Annotated in this window: 19 protein-coding genes; all 19 read left to right on the top strand. The window is 36.2% G+C overall.

The genetic code is table 11. The annotated features are described in order from the left end of the window. Window positions 1-101: 101 nt before the first annotated feature. The 19 genes from D9782_RS18480 to D9782_RS18395 all read left to right on the top strand — a co-directional run bounded on the left by D9782_RS18480 (window position 102) and on the right by D9782_RS18395 (window position 14,440). Window positions 102-266: a DUF3954 domain-containing protein gene (locus D9782_RS18480; protein ID WP_121605403.1), complete on the top strand. Its 165-nt coding sequence runs from the start codon at window positions 102-104 to the stop codon at window positions 264-266. A gap of 13 nt (window positions 267-279) precedes the next feature. Further along, window positions 280-504, top strand: coding sequence for a hypothetical protein (locus D9782_RS18475; protein WP_121605402.1), 225 nt, complete (start codon window positions 280-282; stop codon window positions 502-504). A gap of 123 nt (window positions 505-627) precedes the next feature. Continuing rightward, window positions 628-783 (top strand): hypothetical protein, encoded by a 156-nt coding sequence (locus D9782_RS23115; RefSeq protein ID WP_162986446.1) that lies wholly within the window; start codon window positions 628-630, stop codon window positions 781-783. A 111-nt stretch (window positions 784-894) separates the two neighbouring features. Continuing rightward, window positions 895-1,353 (top strand): RNA polymerase sigma factor, encoded by a 459-nt coding sequence (locus D9782_RS18470; protein WP_121605401.1) that lies wholly within the window; start codon window positions 895-897, stop codon window positions 1,351-1,353. Window positions 1,354-1,494: 141 nt separating this feature from the next. After that, window positions 1,495-1,845, top strand: coding sequence for a hypothetical protein (locus D9782_RS23110; RefSeq protein WP_162986445.1), 351 nt, complete (start codon window positions 1,495-1,497; stop codon window positions 1,843-1,845). A gap of 52 nt (window positions 1,846-1,897) precedes the next feature. Then, window positions 1,898-2,215 (top strand): HNH endonuclease, encoded by a 318-nt coding sequence (locus D9782_RS18460; RefSeq protein ID WP_121605399.1) that lies wholly within the window; start codon window positions 1,898-1,900, stop codon window positions 2,213-2,215. 420 nt (window positions 2,216-2,635) lie between these two features. Next, entirely contained in the window at window positions 2,636-2,989 is a 354-nt protein-coding gene (locus tag D9782_RS18455) for a hypothetical protein (protein ID WP_121605398.1), read from the top strand. Next, window positions 2,955-4,622, top strand: a complete 1,668-nt coding sequence (locus D9782_RS18450) for a terminase TerL endonuclease subunit (RefSeq protein ID WP_371413969.1) — start codon at window positions 2,955-2,957, stop codon at window positions 4,620-4,622. The genes D9782_RS18455 and D9782_RS18450 overlap by 35 nt, the downstream gene beginning before the upstream one ends. 12 nt (window positions 4,623-4,634) lie before the next feature. Then, window positions 4,635-5,780 (top strand): phage portal protein, encoded by a 1,146-nt coding sequence (locus D9782_RS18445; protein WP_121605397.1) that lies wholly within the window; start codon window positions 4,635-4,637, stop codon window positions 5,778-5,780. After that, the gene (locus D9782_RS18440; protein ID WP_121605396.1) at window positions 5,777-6,550 is read left to right on the top strand and encodes a head maturation protease, ClpP-related; all 774 of its coding nucleotides are present in this window, start codon (window positions 5,777-5,779) and stop codon (window positions 6,548-6,550) included. The genes D9782_RS18445 and D9782_RS18440 overlap by 4 nt, the downstream gene beginning before the upstream one ends. A gap of 40 nt (window positions 6,551-6,590) precedes the next feature. Further along, complete coding sequence (locus tag D9782_RS18435) at window positions 6,591-7,763, top strand: phage major capsid protein (protein WP_371413968.1); 1,173 nt, start codon at window positions 6,591-6,593, stop codon at window positions 7,761-7,763. A 14-nt stretch (window positions 7,764-7,777) separates the two neighbouring features. Then, a complete protein-coding gene (locus tag D9782_RS18430) occupies window positions 7,778-8,080 on the top strand; it encodes a hypothetical protein (RefSeq protein WP_121605395.1) in 303 nt (100 codons plus the stop codon). Beyond that, a complete protein-coding gene (locus D9782_RS18425) occupies window positions 8,049-8,414 on the top strand; it encodes a phage head closure protein (RefSeq protein ID WP_121605394.1) in 366 nt (121 codons plus the stop codon). The genes D9782_RS18430 and D9782_RS18425 overlap by 32 nt, the downstream gene beginning before the upstream one ends. Then, the gene (locus D9782_RS18420) at window positions 8,407-8,799 is read left to right on the top strand and encodes a hypothetical protein (RefSeq protein WP_121605393.1); all 393 of its coding nucleotides are present in this window, start codon (window positions 8,407-8,409) and stop codon (window positions 8,797-8,799) included. Before D9782_RS18425 ends, D9782_RS18420 begins: the two co-directional genes overlap by 8 nt. Beyond that, a complete protein-coding gene (locus D9782_RS18415; protein ID WP_121605392.1) occupies window positions 8,783-9,184 on the top strand; it encodes a hypothetical protein in 402 nt (133 codons plus the stop codon). The genes D9782_RS18420 and D9782_RS18415 overlap by 17 nt, the downstream gene beginning before the upstream one ends. Continuing rightward, a complete protein-coding gene (locus D9782_RS18410) occupies window positions 9,184-9,789 on the top strand; it encodes a phage tail protein (protein WP_121605391.1) in 606 nt (201 codons plus the stop codon). Before D9782_RS18415 ends, D9782_RS18410 begins: the two co-directional genes overlap by 1 nt. Continuing rightward, window positions 9,789-10,292 carry a head fiber protein gene (locus tag D9782_RS18405; protein WP_121605390.1) on the top strand — a complete coding sequence of 168 codons (504 nt, stop codon included), beginning with the start codon at window positions 9,789-9,791 and terminating at the stop codon, window positions 10,290-10,292. The genes D9782_RS18410 and D9782_RS18405 overlap by 1 nt, the downstream gene beginning before the upstream one ends. A gap of 50 nt (window positions 10,293-10,342) precedes the next feature. Beyond that, window positions 10,343-10,795, top strand: coding sequence for a hypothetical protein (locus D9782_RS18400; protein WP_121605389.1), 453 nt, complete (start codon window positions 10,343-10,345; stop codon window positions 10,793-10,795). A 201-nt stretch (window positions 10,796-10,996) separates the two neighbouring features. Beyond that, window positions 10,997-14,440, top strand: a complete 3,444-nt coding sequence (locus tag D9782_RS18395) for a phage tail tape measure protein (RefSeq protein WP_121605388.1) — start codon at window positions 10,997-10,999, stop codon at window positions 14,438-14,440. Window position 14,441 lies beyond the last annotated feature (1 nt).

The following is a 14,441-nucleotide window of genomic DNA, read 5'->3' as shown; positions in this document are numbered from 1 at the left end:
CGTGTCGATTCTGGGCGTTTTTATAACAGATTAATAGTTTTACTCATTTAATTAATAGAAACGCTCAGATTGGCTCTATTTTAAAATGTGGGGGTTAGGTCATGAAAGAATCAAAAGCAACTGTAGATTTGAATGAGGATGCACTCTATCGAGTTGTTCAAGGGAAACTAGAAAAAATGGATAAGCCTCCAACGGGGTTTGGTGAGGTCATTCAGAGATGGCAGGATGGCGAGCTTGGTCGGTATGAGGTTAAGTATACTAAGTGAGGGGCTTAATAAAATGAAATTGCATGTAAGTTTTAAAGCTAGAATCAAACAATTGTTTTGTAGTCACAATGGGAAAGTCGTAAGAAGTTGTTGTAGCCAAGGAATAAATAGCAAAGAGGGTTATTGGTATATGGATTATCAGTGTCTTGATTGCGGATTTTCTTATGGCGAATGGATTAAAGCTGATAGAAATCAAATGGAATTATTGTTTAAAGCAGAAAGACATAAAATTAAATAACAAGCTACTGGAACAACCAGGGCACTGAATGACAGCATTAAGCTGCGTTTGGTGTCCTTTTTATATCGTTGCAACTATTTTACAAATTTAATCGATTTTTGCAACCGAGTGGGAGGAATCAATATGATATTAGCATTTCAAATTATTGGATTGATTATTATTGTTGTTAGCTTCTTAGGACTAGTCGGAGAGAAAGAAGATAAAAAATTACAAGAGAATATGGCTTTCGTATGTGCAATCTCTATGGCTTTATTTTTCGCAAGTTTGGTGTGGCTGTAATGTATCAATGGAAAGTCAGTGAATACAGAAAAGATAAACGAGTGGGCGCACTATCTCCTGTAAAACGGAGCGATTATGTACAATCATTATTCAAAGTGGGGGCTGGGTTTAATGAACAAAAAACAAGTAGAAAATCTAATTTATCAATACCATTGGAGAAAGAAGGAAATGGACAGATTACATGATATTTTGTGGGGAGTAAAGGGAATAAGCATAAAATCGGTGGGAGTAGCTCAATATGGAATTGAAGCTGCTATGCCTAAACCAAATGTAAATATTAAAAGTCCTAAAGAAATTGATGAAATGGATGCTAGAGAAACTAGGTTGTATAACCGATGGAAGGAATATAAAGAAAAGGTTTTGACTATAGAAATAATGGTAGATTACCTAGAGGATGAACAACATCAAATTATTCTCGATTGCATGATGGAAGGTATGAGCTACCGTTCTATTGCAGATCATTTAGGAATAAACAGAAATAAGATCAGAGCAATGAAAGAAGATATGCTGTGCCAAATATGCCAAAAATGCCACTTCTTGCTCGATTTGTTGGATAAAAATTCAGCGTGATAAACTGGAAGGGAGGTCGGTGAGGCAACCATCTCACGTTCTAACACTATATATAGTCCGTTCAGGTATCGGTCGTTTGTCATTGCACGACATGAAATAATAATCCTGTCGGATTATACGCTCATTGATTTCCTGGGGTCAGTGAGTGATCGGTTACGATATATTGTACTAGGATATGTAAATGGTGCATCCAAGTTTTGCGAGGGCTTGGGTGCTAATTTTTTCGTTGGAAGTGTAGGAAATTATTCCCTTTTGTCGTATTATGGAGGCAAAGGGGGTGAGAAGATGATAGAAAAGATTAAATCATTATTAGATACTGGTGATTATAAAATCGAACTATATAAAGATGACACTGTACAAGACGATGTTGTACTAGTGGTAACAGTATCACATAAAGTTAATAAAGATGGATTTGACAGACATGAGTTCGCACTTCGAGATGAAAAAGACAAAGAAACTTTATTAAATTATTTATCACAATTATTTATTTAGTATAAGGATCTAAAGCACCCATAGCGGTGCTTTTTTATATGGAGTTGATTAATTGGATCTTATAACTATCAAACGATTAATCAAAGAAAACAGGCTGGTGAAGTTCTATCAATCAAAAGAGTGGAGAACGTTACGACTCAAAGCATTGAAAAGAGACAATTACGAGTGTCAGGAGTGCAAACGCCAAGGTAGAGTTAGTCTGGCTCAGAATGTACATCACATCAAAGAAGTAAAACAGTTTCCTGAATTAGCTCTGGTACTTGATAATCTTGAGAGCATCTGCATTCCTTGTCACAACCATGAACATAAACGCTTAGAGAAATATATTCGAAAGAAGAAACCTAAATTTGTTAATGAAGAAAGGTGGTAAGTATGAAGTGGAAACGAACTATACACTGCTGTATAAGTAAAGATTGTGGTTGGGAAGAGACGTCGCATAAGATACGGGATGCTTTGGAATGTCCTAAATGTAATGGTCCAACCATAAACTATTATCCGAAGGAAGTTGGTGTAGGAAATTGAAATGTGATTGTCTACAATGTTTAATGGCTCCTTATTTTGTTAAAGCATTTGAAAAGAAAATGGAAGAAGAATTAAACAGACAACATCCATTACCAACTAATGAATCATTCGAACAAAGGAAAAATAATTACAGGAACTTTATAAGAAACAAATAACACCCCCCGGTCAAAAGTTTTCGCAAGTTTTTGGGAGGGCTTGAAACGGGGGAGGGCAAATCGGAGAAAATATTTTTGGCTTCTTCGCGCATGAGAGGGGGGGAGGGGGTAAAGTGGCAAAAAAACCTAGTGCTAAAGATCAAGGAATTTTAATACAAAAAGAGATAGACAGATTGAATTCAGTTTTTATAGATTTGCCTGAATCGAAAAGAGAAGTCGCAAAAGAACTAATAGAACGAATAGCATTTATGACAATTCAGCTTGAAATATTAGAGGAAACGATCAAAACTAAAGGTCCAACTTATATGTATCAGAATGGATCTCAAAAAATGCTTATTGAAAATCCTGCTCAAAAATCATACAACACAACAATGAATCGATATACTGCTGCTTATGATAAGTTGGTCAATTTACTGACCTTTTTAGAAGAAGATGATGAAGATGGCGAACAAGATGAGGACATATGATTATCATCCGTATATTGATGAGTATATGAAAATGGTAGAGCAGGAAGAAATAAAATCTTGTAAAGAACAAAAGCAATTAATGGAGTTCGTGCGTTGGAAACTTGATCAACCAGGCGTCATTATTGATGCGGAAGCTATCGAAAAATCAGTCGAGAAACCAAAGCCGTATTTTCCTTTTGAATTATTCGCATGGCAAAGATTCTGTAATGCGTTTATTTTTGGCGTGAGATATGAAGATGGTAGACTCATGTTCAATAGATACCTAATAGAAATAGGTCGAGGCGCTGGAAAGAATGGCTTTATCTCATGGGATTCTTTTTATATGCAAACAGGTCATCACGGAATTAATAACTATGACATTGATATTGTAGCTACGTCTGAAAAACAAGCTAAAACATCGTTTGATGATGTATTTAATGTTTTAGATGACCCTAAACATGCTGAAAAAATGAAAAGAATATTTTATAAATCCAAAATGTTAATTCAGCACAGAAAAACAAAATCAAAATTAGAATACAATACCTCTAATGCTAGAACTAAAGATGGTAAACGAAGTGGAGCAATTATATTTGATGAAATTCATGAGTATGAGGATTACAGCAATGTAAAAGTATTCACTTCTGGACTTGGTAAGAAAAAAGATCCTAGAACGTTTTATATAACAACTGATGGATATGTCAGAGGCGGTGTATTAGATGATCTAAAAAAAGAAGCTCAAATGGTTTTAAATAAGGAGCTTCCAAAGTCCACCATGTTTCCGTTCATTTGCAAATTGGATGATGAATCCGAAGTTGATAATGAAAAGATGTGGGAGAAAGCCAACCCTTCTTATCGGTACAATGAAAACTTACAACATGAAATGAGACAGGAATATCACGATATGCAATTCAACGCTTCATTGCGAATTGAGTTTATGACAAAGCGTATGAACTGTCCGCAAGAAGATGTTAGAAAAGAAGTGGCTACGTATGAAGATCGTTTAGCTACTGATCAGGCAATTCCAGAAAAAATAAAAGGAATACAAGCAATTGGTGGTGTGGATTTTGCCGATGTCAGGGACTTTTGCTCTGTTGGATTGTTATTTAAAAAAGATGGGAAACGGTATTGGATTCATCATACATTTATCCATCACCTTGCTTTAAAGCTACAGGATATAAATCCAGAAATTATTGATTTAGCAAAAGAAAAAGGATTATGCACCATTATTTATAACGACAAGTCTATTGGTCCTGAGCGAGTAGTAAATTGGTTTTTAGATAAGTTGAAGCAATTTAATATTAAAAAAATCTCAATGGATAAATATAGGGCTGCAATATTAAAGCCAAAATTAGAGGAAGCAGGGTTTGACGTTGAAATTGTAAGGCGTGGACCTTCTACACATGCTATATTATCACCATTAGTTGATGAAATGTTTATTAATCAAACAATTGTCTTTGGCGATGACCCAATGATGCGTTGGTACGTTGGTAATGTATATAAAGATGAAAAAGGAAATGGAAATATGGAATACTGCAAGATTGATAAGGAGAAGCGGAAAACAGATGGGTTTTTCGCTTTTTTACATGCCTTAGTATTGGATGGAGAACTAAAGGAACCTAAACCAGTTAGACCGTTCAAAGTATCCGTATTTTAAGGGGGTGATTTATTGGGTCTAAAGGAATTGTTTAGTGGGTTATTCGGTAAGAGTAATAGCGCAACATTAAAAGAACTTTGCTTTGATTTAGGTGTTGAATATTATTATAAAAATCTCGCTATTGAGTCTTGTGTGAATTTGATTGCTAATACATTGGTTAGATCGCAATTCCGAACCTTTGAGAAAGGAAAGGAAGTAAAGAGAAATAACTATTACTTGTTTAATGTTCAACCTAACCAAAATCAAAATAGTAGTGAGTTTTTTCATGAGTTTGTTTCAAAGCTAGTACTTGATAATGAATGTTTAGTAATTATGCAAGATCAACAGTTATATGTTGCGGATGAATTTACTGTAGAAAATTTCGCTTTTAAAGAAAATATCTATAAAGACATTGTTGTTAATGATTTTCAACTCAATAAAACCTTTATAGAGAGTGATGTTTTCTATTTCAAGTTAAACAACAAGAAAATAAAAAATGCAGTTGATAGTTTGTATGCTAGTTATGGGAAATTGCTGACTGCCTCTATGAATTATTATAAACGCTCTAATGCTTTAAGAGTAAAGTACCAAATTGATGCCTTGGTTTCCCAATCTGATGAAGAACAGCAAGCATTAGAGGATATGTTCAACGCCCAGTTAGCTAGATTTTTAAAGGCTGAGGATGCCGCTGCACTTCCTGAACAAGATGGATTAAACATTGGGGAAATGTTTCAAAACAGCAAAGGTTCTACAAGTAGAGATACAAGAGCCATAGTTGACGACATATTTGACTTTATCAGCATGGCTTTTCATGTACCGAAAGGTTTGTTGAAAGGTGATTTAGCTGATGTGGAAGGACAAACTGATAACTTTATTATGTTTTGTGTAGCCCCTATTGCAGAACTGATTGAAGATGAGATTAATCGAAAGTTCTACACCAAACAAGAATTTTTAGATCGTACCTATTTCAAAGTAGATACATCATTTATCAAATATGTGGACCCTATTAAACTAGCTACTGCGTTAGACAAAATGCTTTCTAGTGGAACGCATTCGGTTAATGAAAACCGCAATATGATTGGCAAAGAGCCATTAGATGAGGAGTGGGCAGATGAACACTATGTCACGAAAAACTATGAAGGTATTAAAGAATACCTGAAAGGGGGTGAGGGTGAATGAGTGAAGAATTAAAGCAACAATTGAATCGTGTGTTAAACATGAAAGGAGATATTAAGCTAGAATCTAAAGCCGAAAACGAATATTCTCTTTATATTTATGGCTCTATTGGTGGGTTCTTTGGCGATAATAGCGCTCAAAGCATTCGGAGAAAATTAAGCGGTGTCGAAGCAAATAAAATCCATGTACACATTAATTCTGGTGGTGGTTCAGCATTTGATGGAATAGCTATTAGCAACTTCTTGAAAAACCATAAAGCAGAAATTATTGTGCATGTAGATGGATGGGCTGCAAGTGCGGCTTCAATTATCGCGATGGCAGGAGATAAAATAATCATGCCAAGCAATACTGTGATGATGATTCACCGTGCATCAACCATAGCGATTGGAAATGCAGGAGATTTTGAAAAAGTAGCTAATGATTTAAAGAAGATCGATTCTGCTGTAACTGCAACGTATGAAAATCGATTCGTTGGAGAACGAGAAGAATTAGTGAAGTTATTGGAAGATGAAACCTTTCTAACTGCAGATGAAGCTTTAGCATTTGGTTTGGCAGATGAAGTGGGAGAGGAAATTGAAATTAAGGACCCAGATGACATAGAAGATGAGGAAAAAGAACCTGATAACTTTAAGGATTCCTTAATTGCAAAGTATGCGGCACAGGCAAACCCAACAAATGAGCAATCAAATGAAATCGAAGAAGAAACACCCCAGAAGGATATAAAGGACAATGTGAAAATATTTGAAGACTTCTTAAACGCTTTTAAAAAGTAAAGGCGTTTTTATTATACAAAAATAAGGAGGAAATGGACAGATGAACAAAAGAAAGCAACTTAAAATGAACTTACAAACATTTGGTGGCATCACAAATCCAGATAGTGTGGAAAATCAACAAAATGAGCTAAAGCAGAACATTGCAAATGCAATTGAAAGTGGAGATTCTGAAGCTACTGCGAAGGCGTTAACAGCAATGGCAGAAGGAATTCAAAATGAGATCCTACAGGAAGCAAAAACCATTGTTAATGACAATGTAACGGATAGCCGTATCCTAGCTGAACGTGGTGTTCACTCTTTAACGAAAGAGGAAACCACGTACTACAATGAAGTCATTGAAGGAAAAGGATTTGTTGGTGTAGAAAAATTAGTTCCTAAAACAGTTATTGATCGAGTGTTTGAAGAATTAATTCAAGAACACCCAATCTTAGCTCGTATTAACTTTGTGAATACGACAGGTGTTACACAATGGGTATTGAAGAAAGGTGATGTTAATCCAGCTTGGTGGGGGAAACTTTGCGAGGAAATTAAAGAGCTGTTAGATGATGGATTCGAAACAGTTGATATGAACCTTTACAAGCTATCCGCATTTATTCCTGTATGTAACGCGATGTTAGAACTCGGACCACAATGGTTAGATCGTTATGTACGTACAGTATTAGCTGAAGCAATGGCAATTGCACTTGAAGAAGCTATTATTTCTGGTACTGGTAAAGATCAACCTATTGGTATGATTAAAGATCTTAAAGGTGCTGTAACGGATGGCGTATATCCTGATAAAACAGCTAAACCACTAGAAGAGTTTAGTGTTAAATCCTTATATGCTATTAGAGGGGATCTGTCCAAAAACGGTAAGCGAAAAGTGAGAAACATTATTCTTGCTGTAAACCCAAATGACTATAACTATAAGCTTGCACAGTATGTCGTGTATCGCAATGCCGCAGGTCAATATATGACAAACCTTCCAATCGATGCAACCATTATTGAATCTGTATCCGTACCAGAGGGAAAGCTAATTGCTGGTCTTGCGAAAGATTACTTCATGGGTGTTGGTTCGGAACGTAAAATCAAGGCATCTACGGAATATCGTTTCTTAGAGGATGAAACAGTATATCTTACTCGTATGCTTGCAAATGGTCGCCCGAAAGACAATGATTCATTTAAAGTCTATGACATCAGCAATATCGGAAGTGAAGCTGGGGCAACTGGATAAGGCGGTGAAGCTGTATGGATAACACAGCTCTAGTAAAAGAATTAAAAAGGTATCTGCATATTACTTGGGATGATGAAGATTCAGACTTATCCGGTCATATAGAAAGCGGAAAGGAATATCTGAATGATCTTGCAGGTACCTCTATTGATTTTGAAAAAGATCGTAAATCAAGGCAGTTATTAATGGATTATGGTAGATATGTTTATAATCATTCGCTTGAATTCTTTGAGGTTAATTTCAAAAGAGAATTACTTAAGCTGTCGATTCGTGAAGGGGTGAAGGCGCATGCAGCGAAGACTGCAGAAACCAATTCATGAGGTATTTAACGATGGCTTTTTAAGGTATGGCCGAAGGAAAACCAAACGCGATGAAACTAGAAAGCGAATTGGTGAGGAGTTTGTGGAAGAAGGGAAGTTGGCATTTCGTCTACTTAATGCTCGTGAAGAGGATTATCGCTTTGCAGGAGTTATGGGTGCTAGCTTGGATCTTAAATTAAAAACGAGATATCCACCATCTTTTAAAAATGTGCGTAAATCTAATCTTAAAGCCGTAATTGAGGGAATCGAATATGATGTAATCGATGTAGATAGAGATAATGACAAACGTTATCTCTATTTTTATTTGCAGGAAGTTGGTGTTACGAGTGAATGAGAAACAAAAATTGTACATGAATAAACAACGAAATAAACTTGTGAAGGACTTAGAGACTATTTTCCATTTGCCTGTGTTTGAAGACGAAATCGCAGAAGATGAACTACCATCAACAGCTAATTACTTTTTAGTTGTCTACGGAGACATGCGAGCAACTTCATCGGTAAAGAGTGTTTATCAAGAGGTATTTGTAGTATATGTGTCAGAAGATAATGGAGATGTTGAACCAACTACCTTAGACATATTAACTGTTGTATCTAACATTCGTGGAATAGAGTTCAATAGAACGATTAAAGAGCGTGTACAAAAGAATGAAACAGATGACTTTGTAGATCAAGTAACACTAATTTTTAGAAGGAAGTTAACTTATGAGTGTCAAATTTGAAATTGACTATGAAGAAGTTGAGAAGCTAGAACAAAAGTTCAAACGTATTCCTGAAAACATTGAGAATATCATTAACAGTTATCTGCATACGAATGCTTCCAAATTAGCTACAAATCAAATTGTATCGTTAATTCCTCTTTCAAAAAAGAAAAATGGAATTCATGCAGGGCAAAGCAAGCCATTAAAAGTTAAGAAAATCAATTTAGGTTTTGAGATATTACCAAAACGAAAATTTAATTACTTGGTGTTTCCTGATCAGGCATTAGGAACTTCTGTAGGAAATAAGCCAAAAGAATTTATGCAGCGAGGTTTAAATAAATCCATAAATGACATTATGGAAGGACTTAATGAGCATATAGATCACTATTTAGAGGAGGAATTTTGATGACAACAGTTGTTGTAGAATCGTTTGATCCAGTATCTATTAAGAATTCAAGTGTTCAGATATTTGAATCAAACGGAACGAAACAAGAAGGAACGAGATTTGGTTGTGTTGGGTCTCTTTCAAGTGAGACCACTATGAAAGAGTTAATAAAACGGTGTGAAGGACAAGAGGTTCGTAAACGCGCAAAGCCTGAAAAAATGGATCTGACGATATCAGCACATATCAAAGTTCAAGTAATGCGAGATATTTTCGGTATCTCTCCAAAAGGATTAAAACCTGGTGTATATAAGTATTCAAATAACGCAAAAGGAAAAGAATTTGTGTACACCGCAGATGTAATTGATGAGTTTGAAGATGTAACGAAATTAATTGCATTTCCAAAATGTACAAGTGCAACAGGGTTTCAATTTTCTATTGAAAATGGCGCAGATGAAGTTGCAGAGATGGAAGTACAAATAACAGCTTATCCTGATAAAGACGGGAATTTTTATTATGAAGCTCTCACTAGCGAATTAGAAGATCAAACTATTGCAGATCAATGGCATACAAGTTTTGATTATGCATTAGTTTCAGCTAGTGGAGCTACAGGAGGTGCTACGAACTAATGGCATATTTTACAGCGACAGTGACAGAAGCAGTAGAAACGAATCGATTGTTGAGTTTATCAAATGGTGCCGAAGGAGCTACATTGTCCATCGCTACAGCTGGCCAAATACCAGACTTCTATTCAACAAGGAGCCTAGCAGCAGACGAAGCTATCAGAGTAAGTATTACAGGGAAATCATCTTGGAATATCGAAGCAGGTGAAGACTTGCAGGAAGGTGCGCTTGTTGATATTGGCACAGGTGGAACGATTATAAATGCAACAGGTGAAGGTATTGGCTATGTTACGAATGCAGCAGCAGCCGGTGAATTAGCTAATTTAGTATTAGCTGCTAGTGGAGGAAAAGGACCAAAAGGCGATCCAGGACCTGAAGGACCACAGGGACCTAAAGGGGACAAGGGTGCAAAGGGTGATCCTGGTGCCGATGGTTTCCCAACAGAAACACAATGGAATGATTTAGTAGCAAGAGTCGATGCTCTAGAGAGTGCTGGTGGAGGAGCATAAGAGGAGGCGTGTTGCCTTCTCTTTTTTACATACCAAAAAGGAGGATGAAGATGGCTAAAGTTGAAATGATTACGTTAAAAGATATGGAGCTTAAAGAAATAGATGGAGAATATGAACAGCATTTTTTCAATGAGAAACGCTATCCTGCGGCAATTACAAATTACGGATTAGGTATTGGGGAAAAATTAGGCTTATTAGAAGGCTCTAATTTAACTGATTTACTCAAAATAGCATCACTTGAAAAACTTATAAATGATGGAGAGGTAACGGAACAAGCTTTAGATGCAGACGATACAAGTACAACGAAATACTTAAAAGGTATTTATATTGCTCTTATTGGCCTTAATCCTAAACTTGAATTGTCTTATGAAGAATTTTTACAGAAATTTCACGAGGACAGCATAACAACAATGAGAATATATGCAAAGCTTGTCATGAACACCTTTCCTTCTCAAAAAAATAAGTTTGCTGCTGGGTTGAAGAAAAGTACAAAAAAAAAGTAGAAAAAGACCAAAAGGTCATTAAACCACCAAAGCTCAATTTTGAATGCGTGGAAGATCGCTATGTATGGTATTGCATTGCTAATGGCATCGATAGCGATATTTTTTGGTACTCTCCTATACCTGAAGTAGAGCGTATTTATCAAGGAAAGCAGGCTTATGATGGGTGGGTTAGTAATCCAAAGTAAGGGCAGGTGAAATGATATGGCTAAGAACCCTGAAACAAAGGTTAAGTTTAGTATCTTTAATAAAGAGTTTAACGATGGCATTAATGAAATGAATAAGGAAAGTACCAGTCTTCGAAAAGAATTTAAATTGCAGTCTGAGCAAATGAAACAAACGGGGACAGCTGCCGAAAAACTTGAAGCACGTATTTCTTATTTAGGTAAAGAACAAGACATTGTTAGACGTAAGATACAAGCCACAGAGCAACAATTAGATAAAGCTAAGCAAACATACGGGGAGAACTCCAATGAAGCTAACAAGCTATCTAACAAACTCTTAGATTTACGCATTTCTGAACAAAAATTAGAGAACTCCATTAATCAATCAAAAAATGAAATTGCTAAACAAGCACAAGAAATGCAAGAGGCTAGCGGTGATGCGGATAAATATAAAAAGTCACTTCAAAATATTAGTAATGAAGCTGGCGACCTCGGAGATAAATTAAATACTGGCGTTACTCTTCCTATAGCTGGAATGGGTGCTGTAGCTGGTAAAAGTGCAATGGATGTAAGTGATGCCATTCGATTGATGAACGGAGCATTGGGCGCTACTGGAGAAGAAGCTAAACAACTAGAGCAAGACATGCGTACAGTTTGGTCTGATGGTTTCGGTGACAATCCAGAAGAAATTGCACGAGCGATAATGATGGTTAAACAAAATATCCAAGGCATTGATGAAGGAGAAGAACTTCAAAAAGCAACAAAAAACATTTTGCTTTTGGCTGAGGCAACTGAGTCAGATTTAGGAGAAGCCACACGTGGTGTTAATCAGTTAATGCACAACTTTGGTTTAACTGCTGATGAAGCGATGGATTTGTTTAAAAAAGGACAAGAGGAAGGCATTAATTATTCCAACGAGATGTTCGATAATATAGCGGAATATGCACCTTTGTTTAAACAAATGGGCTTTGCAGCAGATGACTATTTCACTATTCTAGCTAACGGAACAAAAAATGGTGCTTATAACTTAGATTATATTAATGATCTGATGAAAGAATTTAATATTCGTGCACAAGATGGATCCGATAAAACAGCGGATGCATTCGGTGAAATGTCCAAAGAAACTCAAAAACTATTCAAAGAATTTGAGAATGGAGAAGCTACCACGGAAGATTTGTTTAAGGCTGTTATTCCAGAATTAGAAGATATGGAAGACCAGGTGAAGGCAAATCAAATCGGTGTAGAGCTGTTTGGTACAAAATTCGAGGACATGGGTAGCGATACCGTTTATGCATTAGATGATGTAAATGACTCTATGAAAGATGTAGAAGGTTCTATGGATGATTTTGCTAACTCACAAGAACAGGCTTTTAGTCGAGAGTTTAAACAAACTATCCGTGGAGTAACAGAAGCACTAGAGCCGTTGGGGAGAGAACTATTAGAAATTGCTCAAGAAATAACCCCTAAAATACAAGAGTTATCCGATTGGTTTGTTAATCTTGATGATGACACGCAGAAATTTTTACTTACTATGGCAGGTTCAGCAGCGTTTATTGGTCCTGCGTTAAAGATATTTGGCAGTTTATCTAGTGTAGTTGGTGGGTTAGGAGGAAAATTCAAAGGCGCAAAAAGCGCAGCAGGGGTAAAAGGATTTGGTGGTACTTTACTCGCTTTAGTTAGTCGTGCAGGTCCAATAGGTCTTGGTATAGGTGCGCTAACTGGATTAGGTGTGGTAATAGCTAATCTGACACAAAAGGAAGACAAATTGAATGAAGTGTCATTGGAAAATTATGATGCATTAATGAAACAACATGAGTCTACAGGCTCTATGATCGACCAAATGGAAAAATTAAGAGGAAAATCCGAGCTTACAAGTGATGAATTTGCTCGTTATGTCGATTTACAAGCAGAACTAAATACAGCGAATAGTTCTGAATCTATTAAAGCAATAAAAGATGAAATGGCGAAGTTGCAAGGAAAGTCAGGGTTATCAAATAAGGAATTAGACAAAATGGTTCGGTTAAACGGTGACCTTGTAGAAAATATACCTGGTGCTACTGATGAGATCACAGCTCAAGGTGAAGGTATAGCAGGAACTACTGATGAAATGAGGAAGTATAATCAACAGGCTTTAGAGGCAGCGACGTTGGAGCTAGAGAAACAATTCTTAAATGCTGCACAAAACCACAACAAATTATTAGAGGAACGGGCTAATAAACAAACCAAATTAAATCAATTAAAAGATAATGAAAGCTTAATTAGTGGCGTTATTGATAACTATAACGATGAATCCATTGAGTCCGCACGCAAAGAATTAGAAGCACAAGCTGAAAGTTTATTAAATTTGAAGTTGAGTGGACAAATAAGAGGAAAGGAACTTGAAAAACTAGAGCAAGAAGAACAATTAAACGCTGATATCCGACAAGCTTTAGGTGGTAGCAAAAAAGAATTATTAGAGCAATTAGGGGTAATTCAAACAAAAGCCGTAGAAGAAGAGAAATCTTTACTTAAAAAGGATCAAGAAATAGCTAAAACAGAACAAATTTATCAAAAGTTACAATTGCAATATCTAAAAAATGCAGGTATTAACGAAGAGGTGGCAAGACGCGCTGTTCAAGAGGGTAATACTCTTCAAACTCTTGATCAGCAGATTGACAGATTAGAAAAATCAAAAGAAGAGATAAAAAATACAACTCCAGCAAATGAGCGTAACACCGATGAATATAAGAACCAAATTGCCGCCATTGATGGTCAGATAGATGAAATGCAAACAGCAAAAGGAAATTTAATTGGTCTTGGCAAAGATGCCCGTAATTATACAGATGAGCTCGGGAGAGATGTAGACAAATATGTATCTAGTAATTTAACTTCGGAACAGAAAAAGGCAATGGATTATAACAAAGAATTAAGAAAAAAAGTAGAAAAAATATTAGGTGTAGATTTGAGTCCGAGTGCTTATGAAATAGATAGCGATTTAGGTAGAAAAGTGGACAAAACAGTAGATGTATTTACTAATTATAAAAATAGCTCACCGGGGGTTAGTGTTCTAGGTTTATATGATGCCTATAACAATGCCGATGGTACCAACTTTCACCCAGGGGGACTTTCTTGGCTTGGCGAAGAAGGACCTGAACTTGTTAAGCGTGGTCGAAAGTGGTCTATGGCTAGTTTTGGTCTTTATGATCTTGAACGTGGAGCTAAAGTTTTCACTCATGAACAATCTAAAAAAATATGGAGTGGACTTAATCAATTCCCACAATATGCTGGTGGTGTAGGCGTTAGTGATAGTATGGCAAGACGTTTAAATGATATGGGATCAGCTCTAGCAAATAACAATCAATCCATTAATAACGATGTCACAATCGATGTAGGTGTTGGTGATGTCATTATGGATGGTCGTACTGTTGGGAATATAGTATGGCGACCTGTACAAGAAAATATGAACAGAAATAGCCAAATTATAAAAGATTTTAAGGGGGGATAAT

This window comes from Virgibacillus sp. Bac332 (assembly GCF_003667785.1).
Taxonomy (GTDB): domain Bacteria; phylum Bacillota; class Bacilli; order Bacillales; family Amphibacillaceae; genus Virgibacillus; species Virgibacillus salarius.
This window is presented reverse-complemented; position numbering and strand designations above follow the sequence as displayed.